At 65.8% G+C, this 15,120-nt stretch carries 18 protein-coding genes; 14 read left to right on the top strand and 4 right to left on the bottom strand.

What is annotated here, in order from left to right:
• The first annotated feature begins 27 nt into the window (after positions 1 to 27).
• Positions 28 to 666 carry a hypothetical protein gene (locus RAD10_RS01200; protein ID WP_461615996.1) on the top strand — a complete coding sequence of 213 codons (639 nt, stop codon included), beginning with the start codon at positions 28 to 30 and terminating at the stop codon, positions 664 to 666.
• A gap of 3 nt (positions 667 to 669) precedes the next feature.
• Here the strand turns inward: RAD10_RS01200 and RAD10_RS01195 are convergent, their stop codons facing one another.
• From RAD10_RS01195 to RAD10_RS01185, 3 genes are read right to left on the bottom strand one after another with little or no spacing between them, the layout of a single operon-like run.
• On the bottom strand, positions 670 to 1,368 hold the full coding sequence (locus RAD10_RS01195) for a DUF1045 domain-containing protein (protein WP_461615995.1): 699 nt from the start codon (positions 1,366 to 1,368) through the stop codon (positions 670 to 672).
• A gap of 18 nt (positions 1,369 to 1,386) precedes the next feature.
• Entirely contained in the window at positions 1,387 to 2,580 is a 1,194-nt protein-coding gene (locus tag RAD10_RS01190) for an alpha-D-ribose 1-methylphosphonate 5-triphosphate diphosphatase (RefSeq protein WP_461615994.1), read from the bottom strand.
• On the bottom strand, positions 2,577 to 3,248 hold the full coding sequence (locus RAD10_RS01185; RefSeq protein ID WP_461615993.1) for a transferase hexapeptide repeat family protein: 672 nt from the start codon (positions 3,246 to 3,248) through the stop codon (positions 2,577 to 2,579). The genes RAD10_RS01190 and RAD10_RS01185 overlap by 4 nt, the downstream gene beginning before the upstream one ends.
• A 173-nt stretch (positions 3,249 to 3,421) precedes the next feature.
• Between RAD10_RS01185 and phnC the strand changes: the two genes are divergently transcribed.
• From phnC to phnE (RAD10_RS01165), 4 genes are all read left to right on the top strand, one after another.
• Complete coding sequence (phnC, locus tag RAD10_RS01180; RefSeq protein ID WP_461615992.1) at positions 3,422 to 4,231, top strand: phosphonate ABC transporter ATP-binding protein; 810 nt, start codon at positions 3,422 to 3,424, stop codon at positions 4,229 to 4,231.
• A gap of 61 nt (positions 4,232 to 4,292) precedes the next feature.
• Entirely contained in the window at positions 4,293 to 5,228 is a 936-nt protein-coding gene (gene phnD, locus RAD10_RS01175) for a phosphonate ABC transporter substrate-binding protein (protein WP_461615991.1), read from the top strand.
• Between the two features lie 71 nt (positions 5,229 to 5,299).
• Positions 5,300 to 6,184, top strand: coding sequence for a phosphonate ABC transporter, permease protein PhnE (gene phnE, locus RAD10_RS01170; protein ID WP_091955628.1), 885 nt, complete (start codon positions 5,300 to 5,302; stop codon positions 6,182 to 6,184).
• Positions 6,181 to 7,029: a phosphonate ABC transporter, permease protein PhnE gene (phnE, locus tag RAD10_RS01165; protein ID WP_461615990.1), complete on the top strand. Its 849-nt coding sequence runs from the start codon at positions 6,181 to 6,183 to the stop codon at positions 7,027 to 7,029. The genes phnE (RAD10_RS01170) and phnE (RAD10_RS01165) overlap by 4 nt, the downstream gene beginning before the upstream one ends.
• 124 nt (positions 7,030 to 7,153) lie before the next feature.
• On the opposite strand, the gene phnF is transcribed toward phnE (RAD10_RS01165), so the two are convergent.
• Positions 7,154 to 7,882: a phosphonate metabolism transcriptional regulator PhnF gene (phnF, locus tag RAD10_RS01160; protein ID WP_461615989.1), complete on the bottom strand. Its 729-nt coding sequence runs from the start codon at positions 7,880 to 7,882 to the stop codon at positions 7,154 to 7,156.
• 119 nt (positions 7,883 to 8,001) lie between these two features.
• Between phnF and phnG the strand changes: the two genes are divergently transcribed.
• From phnG to RAD10_RS01115, 9 genes are read left to right on the top strand one after another with little or no spacing between them, the layout of a single operon-like run.
• Complete coding sequence (gene phnG, locus RAD10_RS01155) at positions 8,002 to 8,466, top strand: phosphonate C-P lyase system protein PhnG (protein WP_461615988.1); 465 nt, start codon at positions 8,002 to 8,004, stop codon at positions 8,464 to 8,466.
• A 4-nt stretch (positions 8,467 to 8,470) separates the two neighbouring features.
• A complete protein-coding gene (gene phnH / locus RAD10_RS01150; RefSeq protein WP_461615987.1) occupies positions 8,471 to 9,079 on the top strand; it encodes a phosphonate C-P lyase system protein PhnH in 609 nt (202 codons plus the stop codon).
• Between the two features lie 4 nt (positions 9,080 to 9,083).
• On the top strand, positions 9,084 to 10,187 hold the full coding sequence (locus RAD10_RS01145; protein ID WP_461615986.1) for a carbon-phosphorus lyase complex subunit: 1,104 nt from the start codon (positions 9,084 to 9,086) through the stop codon (positions 10,185 to 10,187).
• Positions 10,184 to 11,080: an alpha-D-ribose 1-methylphosphonate 5-phosphate C-P-lyase PhnJ gene (locus RAD10_RS01140; protein ID WP_461615985.1), complete on the top strand. Its 897-nt coding sequence runs from the start codon at positions 10,184 to 10,186 to the stop codon at positions 11,078 to 11,080. The genes RAD10_RS01145 and RAD10_RS01140 overlap by 4 nt, the downstream gene beginning before the upstream one ends.
• Positions 11,073 to 11,870, top strand: coding sequence for a phosphonate C-P lyase system protein PhnK (phnK, locus tag RAD10_RS01135; RefSeq protein WP_461615984.1), 798 nt, complete (start codon positions 11,073 to 11,075; stop codon positions 11,868 to 11,870). The genes RAD10_RS01140 and phnK overlap by 8 nt, the downstream gene beginning before the upstream one ends.
• Before the next feature lie 20 nt (positions 11,871 to 11,890).
• Positions 11,891 to 12,589 carry a phosphonate C-P lyase system protein PhnL gene (gene phnL, locus RAD10_RS01130; protein WP_461615983.1) on the top strand — a complete coding sequence of 233 codons (699 nt, stop codon included), beginning with the start codon at positions 11,891 to 11,893 and terminating at the stop codon, positions 12,587 to 12,589.
• An 11-nt stretch (positions 12,590 to 12,600) separates the two neighbouring features.
• Complete coding sequence (locus RAD10_RS01125) at positions 12,601 to 13,758, top strand: alpha-D-ribose 1-methylphosphonate 5-triphosphate diphosphatase (RefSeq protein WP_461615982.1); 1,158 nt, start codon at positions 12,601 to 12,603, stop codon at positions 13,756 to 13,758.
• A complete protein-coding gene (gene phnN, locus RAD10_RS01120; RefSeq protein ID WP_461615981.1) occupies positions 13,755 to 14,351 on the top strand; it encodes a phosphonate metabolism protein/1,5-bisphosphokinase (PRPP-forming) PhnN in 597 nt (198 codons plus the stop codon). Before RAD10_RS01125 ends, phnN begins: the two co-directional genes overlap by 4 nt.
• A gap of 22 nt (positions 14,352 to 14,373) precedes the next feature.
• Positions 14,374 to 14,985 (top strand): pyridoxamine 5'-phosphate oxidase family protein, encoded by a 612-nt coding sequence (locus RAD10_RS01115; protein ID WP_461615980.1) that lies wholly within the window; start codon positions 14,374 to 14,376, stop codon positions 14,983 to 14,985.
• Positions 14,986 to 15,120 lie beyond the last annotated feature (135 nt).

Below are 15,120 nucleotides of genomic sequence, written 5' to 3'. Positions count from 1 at the left end.
GGCCTCTATCACGGAGTCAACCCGGGGATGGGATGGCCGCTCGCCGTTTCCGCCGGGCTCATGGACAAGAGCCCATCCGCACTCTTCCGTGCGCTGTGGGCCCTGTCGGCCGGGCATCTCCTGGCAACATTTCTCGTGCTGCTGCCGTTCGCGTTCCTGCTCGTGCTGGTCGAGTGGCAGCGTCCGATCCAGGTTGGCGCCAGCCTTCTCGTCATCGGCTTCGGCGTTTATCGGCTGATCGCGCGGCGTCATCCCCGCGCGCTGGCACGAATTCCGCCGACGCAATTGGCGCTCTGGTCATTTGCCGTCGCCATTGCTCACGGCGCCGCCTTGATGCTCGTGCCGATTTATCTCGGACTCTGCCAGGCCTTCGAATTCGATGCCGGCCATGAGGCGGCGGGCGCGCTGATGAAGACAAGTCTTTTTAAGACAAGTCTTTTTAAGACAAGTCTTTTTAAGACAAGTCTTGGGATGGCGGTGCTGGTGTCCCTGGTGCACGTCGCCGCCATGGTCGGCGCCGGCGGATGCCTGGCGTGGCTGGTCTACCGCCATCTGGGATTGAGGTTCGTCTCGCGAAGCTGGTTCAATCTGGATGCAGTCTGGGCGACCAGCCTCGTTCTGGTTGGCGCGGTGGCGCTCGCCTTGAATCTCGCGAGCTGGCGCTGAGGTCTATCGCGCCAGAGGCCACTCGTCGACGATGTGGAATCTTGCCGACGCATCATCCTGCCTGAACAACGCGATACGATCGATCGTCAGCGTATCGAGCTGCAACGTCGCAAAGCGTGCCCGCAGCATCGCCAGAATCGGCCCGCGCCGCTCCGCGTCCAGCCGCCCTGTCAGCGTCATGTGGAAGCGGAATTCTTCCATCACGTAAGGATAGCCCCAGCGGTCGAGATAGTTGCGCTGCCCCTCGCTGAGTTTCTCGGGTTTGCGTCGCGCGCGGTCGTCCGCCGACAGCTCGGCGCGGAAGGTATCGAAGTCCCGGACGCAATCGGCGGCGAGTTGCTGGAGCGCCTCGACCGGCTCGGCCGGAATGACGGCGATGAAGCCGCTGATGGAATCGACCACCGGCAGGATCACGGGAAGCGGCCGCGGCCTGCCGGCGAATGCGGCGCAGGCTGCCATCAGCTCCGCTTCGGTCCTGCCCGGCGCGAGCGCCATCGGCGCCTTCAGCGTGGCGTGAAAGCCGTACTTGCGGGGATCGGCGCTGACGTCGCGCCAGTCCGGCGCAACTTGCAGCGCATCGCGCGGGAACGGCAATTCGTTGCCGGTATAGGCGTCGTAGCCGAGCAGCTCCGCGCCGAAACGGGAGAGGTGGCTGTCGCTGCCTGCGGCAAAATAGATCGCGTAGCGGGGAAAACCTGTCATCGTCCGAACATAACCAATTTATGCCGCGACGACAGCCTCGCGCGGCGACGCCACAGCAGTGAGCAGCCGGGTCGCATCGGTGAGGTGCACGAGCTTTCCGCCTGATATCACCGCGATCAGCCGCGGCCGCAGCTTCACGCTGTCGTCCACCAGCAGAATGTCGGCGCGGCGTCCTTCCGCAAGCACGCCGCGGTCGGCAAGGCCGGTGGCGCGCGCAGGCCCGGCGGAGACCAGATTCCAGGCTTCCGTCAGCGGCAGCACGCCGTCGGCGGCGAGGCGGAACGCTGCGAGCAGCTGGGCGGGATAATAATAATCGGACGCCAGCACCGAACAGAGCCCCTTGGCGATCATGTCGGAGGCCCTGGTCCAGCCGGTGTGGCTGCCGCCGCGCACGACGTTCGGCGCGCCGTAGACGATGGCATCGCCGTGGCCTGCTGCCGCCCGTGCCGTCTCCTCGTTGATCGGAAACTCGGCGATCGTCGCGCCCAGCTCGCGAAACTCCTGGCGCATCGCCGGCGTCGCATCGTCGTGCGAGAGCATCCGCACCTCGGCCGCGCGCGCCGCGGCGGCCAGCCGCGCAACTGAAGCCGGCACCTCGTCGGCGCGCGAGACCACGCGTTCGACCAGCCGGTCGAATTCCTCACCTGACAGCCCGGTGCGCTCCACCATGCGGTTGCGCTTGCGCGGCTTGGCCATGTCGGCGACCGTGCCGTCCATGTGATCGTTGAAAGCGAACAGATCGACGCGGCCTTCGTTGAGCCACTCGCTGATCTCGGCCTCGGCGTCGAGATTGTAGGTCTCGTGCCGCAGATGGAAGCGGGTGTCGGCGGCGAATTGCGGACGCTGCCGCTCGATTGCCTCCATCAGGCCGCGCGCGTTGTCGGCGCTGCGCAGGCCCGGCTCCCACGAACAGGTCGTGGCGTGGAACACCGTGGTGATGCCGTTGCTGATCGCCTGGCGATCGCTGTCGGCGAGCGCGACGTCGATCGGGAAGTCCACGCCGGCGCGCGGCATCATTTGCCGCTCGAAAGCATCGCCATGCAGATCGACGATGCCGGGCAGCACCAGCAGGTTGCGTGCATCGATCGCGAGGCGCGCCCGGCCCCGTGAGGCATCGACCTGCGCGATGTCCTGTCCCGACACCGCCAATGACGTTTCGACGAGTTCGGTGCCGATCAGGGCCCGGCCGCCTTCAAGGAAAATGTCTGTCACGCGACCGCGTTTCGTTTGCTGGTAAGGGATCTGGTCTGGGGAGTCGCCCGTGCTTCGTATGTCGCGAGAAAATCTTCAATCCCGAGCTTGCGGAAATCGGGCAGCGCTTCGCGCAATTTGTCGTGATCCCAGTCCCACCAGGCGAGCCGCGCGAGCCTGCCGGCGATCTCTTCTGAAAACCGCCGCCGCACGATGCGGGCCGGATTGCCGGCGACGATGGTGTAGGCCGGCACGTCCTTGGTGACAATGGCGCCGGCCGCGATCACCGCGCCGGTGCCGATGTTGCGACCCGGCAGCACGATCGCGCCATGGCCGATCCAGACGTCGTGGCCGATATGGACGTGATGCTGGCGCCTCCAGTCGAAGAACTCGGCGTCGTCGCTGTCGCCCTCGAAGTAGGCGCTGGAGCGATAGGTGAAATGCGCCTGGGTCGCGCGGTGCATCGGATGATTGCCGGGGTTGATGCGCGTCATCGCCGCGATCGAGCAGAATTTTCCGATTGTACTGTAGGTGATCTGGGAATCGTTCACGACATAGGAGTAATCGCCCATCGCGACGTCGTGCAGGATGGTGCGCGCGCCGACCTCGGTATAAGCGCCGAGCCTGGTCTCGTGCAGCTTGGCCGAGGGGTCGATGGTCGGCTGGACCGAGAGAATCTTGGCGGCCATGTTGCATCCGGAGCGCGAGGGCGGGCGTTCCTCTTCGAGCGGCTTGATGACGATGTCATGACACGGCGATGACAGGGGATGAGCTGTGTAGGATCGCCGCACCGCAACACCCGTGTCACACAAGTGTCAAGCGCGGGCGTTAGCGGTTGGCTCCAGCTAATCTGGAGTCCTGCATGCTGGTGGTGGAAGGTCTGACGTGTCGCTTCGGCGCGAAAGCCGCGGTGGACGACGCTTCGTTTCAAATCTCCCCCGGCGGCTTCGTCGGTGTGATCGGACGGTCCGGCGCCGGCAAGTCGACGCTGCTGCGAACCATCAATCGTCTCGCGACGCCGACGCAGGGCCGCATCCTGTTCGACGGCATCGACGTCACCGCGCTGCGCGGCAAGGAGCTGCGGCAGTGGCGGGCGCGGTCGGCCATGATCTTCCAGCAATTCAACCTGGTCGGCCGGCTCGACGTCCTTACCAACGTCCTGATGGGACGGCTTGCGACGATGCCGGTCTGGCGCTCGCTGTCGCAAGTGTGGCCCGAGCAGGACAAGGCGCTGGCGATGTCCGCGCTCGAACAGTTCGACATCGCATCGCTCGCCGCCCAGCGTGCTGACCAGCTCTCAGGCGGTCAGCAGCAGCGCGTCGCGATCGCACGTGCGCTGGTGCAGCAGCCCGACATCATCCTCGCCGACGAGCCGATCGCGTCGCTCGATCCGCGCAACACCAAGATCGTGATGGATGCGCTGCTGCGCATTAACAAGCATTTCGGCATCACCGTGCTCTGTAACCTGCATTCGCTCGATCTCGCCCGCAGCTATTGCGACCGCCTGATCGGCATGGCGGCGGGCCGCGTGGTCTTCGACGGCGCACCGGCCGCACTGACCGACCACGTCGCGCGCGAGCTCTACGATCTCGAAGCCGCCGACGTCATGGGCGCCATGCCTGTCCCGGCGCCCGAGGGCGTGCCGGCGCTGGGAACGGCCGCGGCCGCCTGAAGCGCCACCTGTTTTGTTGTCAGTTTTGCGTCAACCGACCCCAACCGATGAAGAGGGTATCATGATCACTCGCAGATTAATTCTCGCCGGCGCCGCCGCGCTCGCGTTCACGGCCTCCGCCTCCGCCGACGATTGGAAGGCGAAATATCCCGAGCTGACCTTTGCGGTCGTCCCGGCCGAGAACGCCTCCGGCGTCACCGAGCGCTGGGCGCCTTTCGTGAACTATCTCTCCAAGGAATTGGGCGTGAAGGTCACGCTGCGCATCGCCAACGACTACGCCGCCGTCATCGAGGGCCAGCGCGCCGGCAACATCCACATCGCCAGCTACGGCTCGGCCTCGTTCGCCCGCGCCCGCTTGACCGGCGTCAAGTCCGACGCCTTCGCCAACGACATCAACGCCGACGGCTCGACCGGCTATTACTCGGTGTTCTTCGTCAAGGCGAGCAGCGCCTACAAGAGCGTCGACCAGCTCAAGGGCAAGAACCTCGGCCTCGTCGACCCGAACTCGACCTCCGGCAACAACGTGCCGCGCTTCGAGCTGGACAAGATGGGCATCCCCGATGCCGACGGCTATTTCGGCAAGGTCGTTTTCACCGGCAGCCACGAGAACGCGATGCTGGCGCTGTCGCAGGGCACGGTCGAGGTTGCCGCCAACCAGTGGACCAGCGACGACGATTCCACGCTGGCGCAGATGCTGACCAAGGGCATGCTGAAGAATGCCGACGGCTCGGCGATGAAGAAGGACGACTTCCGTATTATCCATAAGTCGGCGCCGATCATCAACGGTCCCTATGCCTACAATTCCGACCTGCCGGAAGACGCCAAGGCCGCTATCGCCAAGGCGTTCTTCGACGCGCCGGCCAAGGACAAGGCCGCGTTCGACCGCCTCTCCGACGGTCAGAAGAAGGGCTTTCATCCCGCCACCACCAAGGACTGGGATGGCACGATCGAGCTGATCAAGTTCGTCGATGCGCTGCGTAAGAAGAAGGCGTCCTGATCTCAGGGCGATGCAACTGGAGCCGGGTCCATGGACCCGGCTCTTTCTTTGACGGAACTTAGCTCAGGCCGATGACAACAGCGGTTTCGATCCTCCCCGAGCAACAGCTTGCCGTGCTCAACGCCGCTTATCGCCAGGCGGTCGGGCGCAGGCGGCTCCGCCTGCTGTTGGGGATTGCGGTCTTCGCCGCCGCGCTGGTTCTCGCGGGAATCGGCGCGGAAGTGAATCTGCGCACGCTGTTCACTTATTTCGGCAATTTCGTCAGTTATTTCGACCGCATCCTCACGCTCGACAACGGCCAGCGCGTCTGGACCGATGTCGGCGAGTGGCTCTGGGGCTGGCGCAAATGGCTGAAGATGCTCGGCGAGACGCTGCTGATCTCCTATGTCGGCACGCTGATCGGCGCGACCTTGGCATTTTGTCTGAACTTCTTCGCCGCTGAAAACACCTCGCCCGCCCCCTGGCTGCGCTTCGTCGTCAGGCGCCTGCTCGAGTTCGCCCGCACCGTTCCGGGCATCGTCTTCGCGCTGATCTTCGTGATCGCCTTCGGGCTCGGACCGATGGCGGGTGTGCTCGCGATCGCGATCCACTCCACCGGCGCACTCGGAAAGCTGTTCTCGGAAATCGTCGAGAACGCCGACATGAAGCCGGTCGAAGGCATCCGCTCGACCGGCGCGAGCTGGCTGTCCTGCATGCGGTTCGCCGTCGTGCCGCAGGTGACCGCGGGCTATGCCAGCTATGCGCTGCTGCGCTTCGAGATCAATGTCCGTGAAGCCTCCGTGATGGGCTTCGTCGGTGCCGGCGGCATCGGCCAGGAACTCGTCGTCGCGATCCGCAAATTCTACTATTCGGACGTCAGCGCCATTCTGCTCACCATCATCGTCACCGTGTTCATCATCGATATCAGCACCGGTTGGCTGCGCGGCCGCCTGTTCGGCAAGGAGGCGCGGACGTGACGAGGCGGCAAGCGGTCGACACGCGAGAGCTTCGCGCGCGCTATCCCGATGTGTTCGACCGGCCGGCCTCGGCGCGGCTTGCCACACCGGCGATGATCGTCGCGGCGTTCGCGATCCTCATTTACGGCCTGGTCGATCTCGACTTCTCGCCGTCGCGCTTCTTCGCCGGTCTCAGCCAGCTCGGCTGGATCACCTTGATGATGATCCCGCCTGACCCCGGATCGTCGCTCCCGATCTATCTGAAGGCGCTCGGCGAGACGCTGTCGATCGCGCTGCTCGGCACGACGCTGGCCGCGGTATTCGCGCTTCCCGTCAGCCTGCTCGCAGCGCGCAACGTGGTGCCGTCGAAACTGTTGCGTTTTCCTGTCCGCCGCGTCCTGGATTCGATCCGCGGCGTCGACACGCTGATCTGGGCGCTGGTTTGGATCAACGTCGTCGGGCTCGGCCCGTTCGCCGGCGTGCTCGCCATTGCGGTGTCGGATTTCGGCGCCTTCGGAAAGCTGTTCTCGGAGGCGATCGAGGGCGCCGACCAGAAGCAGGTCGAGGGCATCCGCGCCTCCGGCGGCAGCCCGCTGCACGAGATCCGTTTTGGCCTGTTGCCGCAGGTCCTGCCCGTGATCGCCGGGCAGGTGCTCTATTTCATCGAATCCAACACGCGCTCGGCCACCATCATCGGCATCGTCGGCGCCGGCGGCATCGGCCTCCAGCTCGCCGAGCAGATCCGCGTGCTGGAATGGCAGAAGGTGTCGTTCCTGATCCTGATGATCCTGGTCGCAGTCGCCGCGATCGATTTCGTCTCGGGCAAGCTGCGCTTTGCGATCATTGGGCGAAGGGCTGTCGCCTGATCACAGGTGCCGTAGGGTGGGCAAAGCGCAGCGTGCCCACCATCTTTAACGATCGAGGAGATCGTGGGCACGGCGCGAAGTGCGCCTTTGCCCACCCTACGGCTCCGGTGTCGTCGAGAGAGCCCTACGACTCCACCAAAAACTCCACGCGCTCCGCGGCAAACCGCGAATGCTTGGTCACCAGCGGCTTGCCCTGGAGATCGTGGTCGGTCGCATCGACCACGAGGATCGGCCGCCCCAGCGCCAGATCGAGCCGGACCGCGTCGGTGGCGTCGACGATACCGGCGGTGATCCGGGTCGCGCCGCGGCGATAGTCGCGGACGCCGTAATGTTCCAGCAGCTTCGTCATCGAGCGCGTCGCCGCGAACACGGCGCCGGCACCTGGAAACAAGTCCGCCGACAGCCATGTGGTGGAGACGCAGATTGGCGTGCGATCGGCAAGGCGAATCGCTTCGATTCGAACAAGAGGCGCGCCGGCCTTCAGGCCGAGCTCGCGTGCCAGCTCACGGGTCGCGACATCGTCCGTCGCCTCGATCAACTGCCCGCGCGGCTCGCGGCCGCCGGCGCCGACGATCTCGGAGAAGCGGGTACGCGAGCGCAGGGGATAAGCGAGCTTCTGCGCTTCGACATAGGTTCCGCTGCCGCGCTCGGCGCGCACGAGGCCGCGCTCGGCAAGGGCCGCCAGCGCGCGCCGCACGGTGTGGCGGTTCACCCGATAGCTTTCGGCGATCTCCATCTCGCCCGGCAATTTGTCGCCGGCCGCAAAGCGGCCGTCGGCAATGCCGCGCTCGATGCCGTCGGCAACGAGGCGCCATAGCGCGACGCCAGACGACGCAGTGTCTTGCATGCTCATATCGCCGGCCAGCCTAGCCCAGAAATCACAGCTTTGTCACGAAACAGTCATGGCGCTCCCGTATGAAGTTGTCTATTATCATAGACAACTTCGATGCGGCAAGTTCTGTCAAAGGTTCGGTGGATCAGGTGACCCAGCACAACAACCAGCAAGCCCAGCGCCAGGCCGCCATGGCCGTGCTGGCGCACGCGGAGGCGGGCGAGATCGCCGCCCGCCTCCGCAACTTGGCTGTCCCGGCCCATCAGGATTTGCGCGCGCCCGAAAACGGCCTCGTCATGCTGCGCGGCCGGGTCGGCGGCGACGGCGCGCCGTTCAATCTCGGTGAAGCCACGGTGTCGCGCGCCGCGGTGCGGCTCGCCAGCGGCGAGGTCGGGTTCGGCTACACGCTCGGGCGCGACGGTGAGAAGGCGCGGTTGATCGCGCTGTGCGATGCGCTGGTGCAGTCGAGGGATTTTGGCACGGCGGTCGAGCGGGACGTTATCGCCCCGTTGCGTGAGCAGCTTATGGCTGGCCGCGCGCAGGCAGCGGCCGAGACCGCTGCAACGAAGGTTGATTTCTACACCATGGTGCGCGGTGAGGGGTGAGATCATGACCACGATTGCGGAACTGCCGCCGGGCTTCGCCGACAAGGTGCTGTCGGCGCAATCGACCTTTCGCTCTGTCATGGACGCGATGGCGCGGCCCGGGTCGGTCCAGCGCATCGTGCCGGGGGCGGGGACGCCCGACAGGATGATGCGCGGCACCGCCGCGATCGCGCTGACGCTGTTCGACCACGACACGCCGCTCTGGCTCGACGCGCGGATGGCGGAGAGCCCGAACGTGGTGAAATGGCTGAAGTTCCACACCGGCGCGCCGGTGGTGCAGGATTCCTCCATCGCGAGTTTTGCGCTGATCAGTGACGGCGGTGCGCTGCCGCCGCTTGAATGCTTCGCGCTCGGGACCAGCGAATATCCGGATCGGTCCACCACGGTGATGCTGCAGGTCGATAGCCTCGACGCAGGACGTAGTTTCGAGCTGCGCGGCCCCGGCATCGACGGCGTCGCCATGCTCAATGCGGCGATCAGACCTTTCGATTTGTTCGAGCGTCTGCGTGTCAACGAGGCGCTGTTTCCGCGCGGCATCGATGTGGTGCTGGTCGCCGATGACGCCGTGGTCGCGATCCCCCGCACCACGCGAATCGTGAGCAAGGGAAGCTAGAAGCATGTATGTCGCAGTCAAAGGCGGCGACCGCGCCATCGAGAACGCCCATCGCCTGCTCGCAGACAAGCGGCGCGGCGACCGAGGCGTTCCGGAGGTCACGCTCGACCAGATCTCGGAACAGCTTGGGCTGGCCGTGGACCGCGTCATGAGCGAAGGCTCGCTCTATGACCGCGAGCTCGCGGCGCTCGCGATCAAGCAGGCGCGCGGCGATCTGATCGAGGCGATCTTCCTGGTTCGCGCCTTCCGCGCCACGATGCCGCGTTTCGGCGCGAGCGAGCCGGTCGACACCGGCGCGATGCGCGTGCAGCGGCGGGTGTCCTCGACCTTCAAGGACATTCCCGGCGGGCAGATCCTCGGGCCGACCTTCGACTACACCCATCGCCTGCTCGATCCCGCGCTCGCCGAAGGCTTCGTGCCGGAGGCGCCGGCAACGGCGGAAGCCTCGACGGCGCCGACGCCGCGCGTGACCGACATTCTCGGCCGCGACGGGCTGATCGAATCCTCACCGCAGGCGGAGGACGGCGCCAGCGTCGGCGATCTCACCCGCGAGCCGCTGAATTTTCCAGCGGAGCGTGACCTGCGCCTGCAGAACCTCGCGCGGGGCGACGAAGGTTTCCTGCTGGCGATGGGCTATTCCACCCAACGCGGCTATGGCCGCAACCATCCTTTCGCCGGCGAGATCCGCTTCGGCGAGGCCGAGGTGGAATTTTTGGCGGAAGACGTCGGCTTCGCCGTGCCGCTCGGCTCGATCGAGCTCACGGAGTGCCAGATGGTCAACCAGTTCAAGGGCTCCGCGACGGAAGCGCCGTGCTTCACCCGGGGCTATGGGCTCGCCTTCGGCCAGAGCGAGCGCAAGACGATGTCGATGGCCCTGGTCGACCGCGCGCTCCGCGCCCGCGAGCTCGGCGAGGAGGCACTCGCCCCGGCGCAAGATGAAGAATTCGTGATGTCGCATTCGGACAACGTCCAGGCCACCGGCTTCGTCGAGCATCTGAAGCTGCCGCATTATGTCGACTTCCAGTCCGAGCTCGGCCTGCTCCGCAAGCTGCGCAAGGAATTCGCTGACGCCCAAGCGCCTGACGCCATGAAGGAGGCCGCGGAATGAACGCGCCTGCCTACAATTTCGCCTATCTCGACGAGCAGACCAAGCGGATGATCCGCCGCGCGATCCTGAAGGCGATCGCCATTCCCGGCTATCAGGTGCCGTTCGCCAGCCGCGAGATGCCGATGCCCTACGGCTGGGGCACCGGCGGCGTGCAGGTCACCGCTGCGATCCTCGGTCCCGCCGACGTGCTGAAGGTGATCGATCAAGGCTCCGACGACACCACCAACGCGATCTCGATCCGGAAATTCTTCGCCAAGACCGCCGGCGTTGCCACGACCACGGCGACTGAAGATGCGACCGTGATCCAGACGCGTCACCGCATCCCGGAAGCGACGTTGCACGCAGACCAGGTGCTGGTCTATCAGGTGCCCATCCCGGAGCCGCTGCGTTTCCTCGAGCCGCGCGAGACCGAGACGCGGCGCATGCATGCGCTCGCCGAATATGGCCTGATGCATGTGAAGCTCTATGAGGACATCGCCCGCTTCGGTCACATCGCCACCGCCTACGCCTATCCGGTCAAGGTCAACGCGCGTTATGTGATGGATCCGTCGCCGACGCCGAAATTCGACAATCCCAAGATGGACAATTGCCCGGCGCTGCAGCTGTTCGGCGCCGGCCGCGAGAAGCGCATCTATGCGATCCCGCCTTACACGAAGGTGGTGTCGCTCGATTTCGAGGACCATCCGTTCGAGCCGTACCGCTTCAACGCGCCCTGCGCGCTCTGCGCTGCAGAGAATTCTTACCTCGACGAGATCGTCACCGACGACAAGGGCGGGCGGATGTTCGTGTGCTCGGACACCGATTATTGCGAGAGCCGCCAGGCCGCCGGCCATCACGGCAGCCTCAGCTCCGCGCCGTACAAGGAGAAGGCGCAAGGAGGCACAAATGGTTGATCAGGCCGCGCTCGAAAACGACCAGCCGCTGCTGATCGCGACCTCCCTCAGCAAATCCTTCGGCCGCATCGCCGCCTGCCGCGACGTCTCCTTCTCGCTCTATCCCGGCGAGGTGCTGGCGATCGTCGGTGAATCAGGTTCGGGCAAGTCGACGCTGCTGCAATTGCTGTCGGGCCAGCTCGCGGCCAGCGGCGGCCACGTGTCCTATCGGATGCGCGACGGCGTCGCCCGCGATCTCGCCTCGCTCGGCGAAGCCGAGCGGCGCTTCCTGTACCGCACCGATTGGGGTTTTGTGCATCAGGATCCCGCCCAGGGGTTGCGCATGGCAGTCTCGGCCGGCGCCAATGTCGGCGAGCGGCTGATGGCGGTGGGCTGGAATCACTATGGCCGCATCCGCGAGACTGCGTCCGACTGGCTCACCCGCGTCGAGATCGACACCGCCCGCATCGACGATGCGCCGCGCACCTATTCCGGCGGCATGCGCCAGCGCCTGCAGATCGCGCGCAATCTCGTCACCGAGCCGCGGCTGGTGTTCATGGACGAGCCGACCGGCGGCCTCGACGTCTCCGTGCAGGCGCGCCTGCTCGACCTCCTGCGCAGCCTCGTCGCCGAGCTGCAGCTCGCCGTCATCATCGTCACCCACGACCTCGCCGTCGCGCGGCTCTTGTCGCACCGCGTGATGGTGATGAAGGGCGGCCGCGTCATCGAGACCGGTCTCACCGACCAGGTGCTCGACGATCCCCGCGAGCCCTATACGCAACTCCTCGTCTCCTCGATCCTGCCGCCATGACTTTCCATATGAGTTCTCCAATGACCGCCATGATCGACATCACTGATGCCAACAAGACCTTCACCATGCACCTGCAGGGCGGCATCGAACTGCCTGTCGTCAGTGGCGTGACCTTCCGGGTCAACGCGAGCGAATGCGTCGTGCTGTCGGGGCCATCAGGCGCCGGCAAGTCCTCGATCCTGAAAATGATCTTCGGCAATTACCGCTGCGATAGCGGCCGCATCGGCATCCGCCACCGCGGCACGCTGATCGATCTCGCCGCCGCCGAGCCGCGGCAGGTGCTGAACGTCCGCCGCTCGACCATCGGCTATGTCAGCCAGTTCCTGCGCGCGGTGCCGCGCGTAGCCACCATCGACGTCGTCGCCGAGCCGCTGATCGTGAACGGCATGCCACGCACTGATGCGCAGCAGCGCGCAGGTAGCCTGCTGCACCGCCTCAACATTCCCGAGCGGCTCTGGCAGCTTCCGCCCGCGACCTTCTCCGGCGGCGAGCAGCAGCGCGTCAACATCGCGCGCGGCTTCATCTCCGACCTGCCGATCCTGCTGCTGGACGAGCCGACCGCCTCGCTCGATGCCGCCAACCGCGCCGTCGTGGTCGAGCTGGTCGCCGAGAAGAAACGCCAGGGCGTCGCCATGGTCGCCATTGTCCATGACGACGAAATCCGTCATCTGATTGCCGACCGTATCGTCGACGTCACCAGCTTCGCCGCCGCGGCCTGAGGGAAATGGAAATGAACGTCAAGCCGAAGGACATTGTGATCGCCAACGCCAGAATCGTGCTGGCTGACCGGGTGATCGAACAGGGCTGGCTCGCTCTTGCCGACGGACGCATCGCCGAGATCGGCGATGGCAGGGCGCCTGCGGGTGCCGAGGATGCCGGCGGCGATTTGATCATGCCGGGCCTGATCGAGCTGCACACCGACCATCTCGAAGCCCATTACGTGCCGCGGCCAAAGGTGTTCTGGAATCCGGTTGCCGCCGTGATCTCCTATGACGGCCAGCTCGCCACGTCAGGCATCACCACCGTGTTCGATTCGCTCCGGGTCTGGCGCGAGGACGGCGCCGAGGAGGTCGACGGCCGCGCCGGCGTGCTCGCCGCCGCGATCACGACCGCGCGCGACGCCAGCCTGCTGCGCGCCGACCACTTCCTGCACCTGCGCTGCGAGATCCCGATGCCGAGCGTGGTCGAGGAGGCCAGGGAGCTGATCGACCGTCCCGACGTCAAGCTGATGTCGCTGATGGACCACACGCCCGGCCAGCGCCAGTTCCGTGACGAGGTGAAGCTGCGCGACTATTACCGCGGCAAGGGCGGCGGCAAAACCGATGCCGAGCTCGACGAGCTGTTCGCAAAGCGCTTCGAATATCAGAGGCTCTATGCCGCGACCAACATGCGCGAGATCGTGGCGTTGGCGCATGGTCACAATATCCCGCTTGCGAGCCACGACGATACCACCGAGGAGAACGTCGCGGATGCCGTGCGCGATCGCGTCTCGGTGGCGGAGTTCCCGACCACGCTGGAGGCCGCGCGCGGCTTGCACGAGGCCGGCATCGACATCCTGATGGGCGCGCCGAACGTCGTGCGCGGCGGCTCGCATTCCGGCAACATCGCCGCGGTCGATCTTGCCCGCGAAGGACTGCTCGACATTCTGTCGTCGGACTACATCCCGTCGAGCCTCCTGATGGGGGCGCTGCAATTGCCCGAGCATGTGCCCGCCATCGGCCTTGCCGCGGCAATCCGCACCGTAACCAAGGCACCTGCGGAGGCAGTTGGCCTCACCGACCGCGGCGAGGTCGCGATCGGCAAGCGCGCCGACCTCATTCGCGTGCATGTCGCGGGCCACGTTCCCGTCGTCCGCAGCGTCTGGCGCGAAGGAAGCCGTGTCGCATGAGCGAGAGCGTGACCACAGCGCATCATGAGGCGGGTGCGATCGGCCCCGGCCGGCTCGTGCTGGTGGTCGGTCCCAGCGGCGCCGGCAAGGACACGCTGCTGCGGCTGGCGCAGGCGGCCTGCGCTGACGATCACGACATTGTCTTCCCGCGCCGAATCGTGACGCGCGAATCCTCCACCGACGAAGACAATGTCGCGCTGGGTCCCGACGAATTCCGCCGCGCGTGCGAGCATGGCGATTTCGCCGTGCATTGGGACGCGCACGGGCATTCCTACGCGCTGCCGCTCGACGTCAACGACGATATCCGCGCCGGCCGCACGGTCGTCGCCAACGTCTCGCGCACGGTGATCGGCGCGCTGCGCCAGACCTACGCTGACATCGTGGTGGTCGCGATCACGGCGCCGCCGGATGTGCTGGCCGCGCGGCTGGCTGCGCGCGCGCGACAAAGCGACGGCAACATCGCCGAGCGCCTCACCCGCAGCGTCGACGACCGGGCGGCGCAGGCGGACGTCACCATCCTCAATGCCGGCAGCGCGGACTATCACGCCCGCCAGCTCGTGCGCGTGATCAGGAATGAAGGCTGGCACGATTAGCCAGTACAGCAAGGAGAACGGAATGTCGGTGATTGAAACGATCGAACAGCTGGAGGCCATCTACGGCGCCACCAACGACGCCTCGACCGTGAAAGTCGCCGACCACGTCACCCCGCTCTACCGCGTCTTCATCGAGAAGGCGCCGTTCGCCGCGCTTGCCACCATCGGCCCCGAGGGCATCGACTGCTCGCCGCGTGGTGATTTGCCCGGCTTCGTCCGTATCCATGATCCCAAGACGTTGATGCTGCCGGATCGCCGCGGCAACAACCGGGTCGATTCCCTGCGCAACATCGTGCGCGATCCCAGGGTGTCGTTGATGTTCCTGATCCCCGGCTCCGGCAATGCGGTTCGCGTCAACGGCCGCGCCCATCTCTCGGTCGATCCCGAGCTGCTGGCCTCGTTCAAGGTCGAGGGCAAGGCGCCGCGCAGCGTCATGGTGATGAAGGTGGCCGAGATCTATTTCCAGTGCGCCCGCGCCATCGTCCGCTCCGACCTTTGGAATCCCGACAAGCGTATCGATCCCAAGACGCTGCCGACGCCCGGTCAGATCCTCGCCGAGATGAGCGACAACAAAGTCGGCGGCGCGGAATACGATCGCATCTGGCCCGAGCGCGCCGCTGCGACGATGTGGTGACGTTCGGCACTCTCTCGTCTCCCTCGCCCCGCTCTTGCGGGGAGAGGGCGGGGTGAGGGGCCTCTCTCCACAAGTTCGTTATCGTAGGGTGGGCAAAGGCGCACTTGCGCCGTGCCCACCATCTCTCCGATACGG

The sequence above is a fragment of the Bradyrhizobium sp. 23AC genome (genome assembly GCF_054863025.1).
The sequence above is the reverse complement of the archived record's forward strand: the minus strand, read 5'-3'. Positions and strand labels throughout refer to the sequence as shown.

Coding starts and splice junctions, on each gene's coding strand:
- RAD10_RS01200 (WP_461615996.1), top strand. CDS start 28: ATGGGATGGCCGCTCGCCGTTTCCGCCGGGCTCATGGACAAGAGCCCA.
- RAD10_RS01195 (WP_461615995.1), bottom strand. CDS start 1,368: ATGACAGGTTTTCCCCGCTACGCGATCTATTTTGCCGCAGGCAGCGAC.
- RAD10_RS01185 (WP_461615993.1), bottom strand. CDS start 3,248: ATGGCCGCCAAGATTCTCTCGGTCCAGCCGACCATCGACCCCTCGGCC.
- phnC (WP_461615992.1), top strand. CDS start 3,422: ATGCTGGTGGTGGAAGGTCTGACGTGTCGCTTCGGCGCGAAAGCCGCG.
- phnD (WP_461615991.1), top strand. CDS start 4,293: ATGATCACTCGCAGATTAATTCTCGCCGGCGCCGCCGCGCTCGCGTTC.
- phnE (WP_091955628.1), top strand. CDS start 5,300: ATGACAACAGCGGTTTCGATCCTCCCCGAGCAACAGCTTGCCGTGCTC.
- phnF (WP_461615989.1), bottom strand. CDS start 7,882: ATGAGCATGCAAGACACTGCGTCGTCTGGCGTCGCGCTATGGCGCCTC.
- phnH (WP_461615987.1), top strand. CDS start 8,471: ATGACCACGATTGCGGAACTGCCGCCGGGCTTCGCCGACAAGGTGCTG.
- RAD10_RS01145 (WP_461615986.1), top strand. CDS start 9,084: ATGTATGTCGCAGTCAAAGGCGGCGACCGCGCCATCGAGAACGCCCAT.
- RAD10_RS01140 (WP_461615985.1), top strand. CDS start 10,184: ATGAACGCGCCTGCCTACAATTTCGCCTATCTCGACGAGCAGACCAAG.
- phnK (WP_461615984.1), top strand. CDS start 11,073: ATGGTTGATCAGGCCGCGCTCGAAAACGACCAGCCGCTGCTGATCGCG.
- phnL (WP_461615983.1), top strand. CDS start 11,891: ATGACCGCCATGATCGACATCACTGATGCCAACAAGACCTTCACCATG.
- RAD10_RS01125 (WP_461615982.1), top strand. CDS start 12,601: ATGAACGTCAAGCCGAAGGACATTGTGATCGCCAACGCCAGAATCGTG.
- phnN (WP_461615981.1), top strand. CDS start 13,755: ATGAGCGAGAGCGTGACCACAGCGCATCATGAGGCGGGTGCGATCGGC.
- RAD10_RS01115 (WP_461615980.1), top strand. CDS start 14,374: ATGTCGGTGATTGAAACGATCGAACAGCTGGAGGCCATCTACGGCGCC.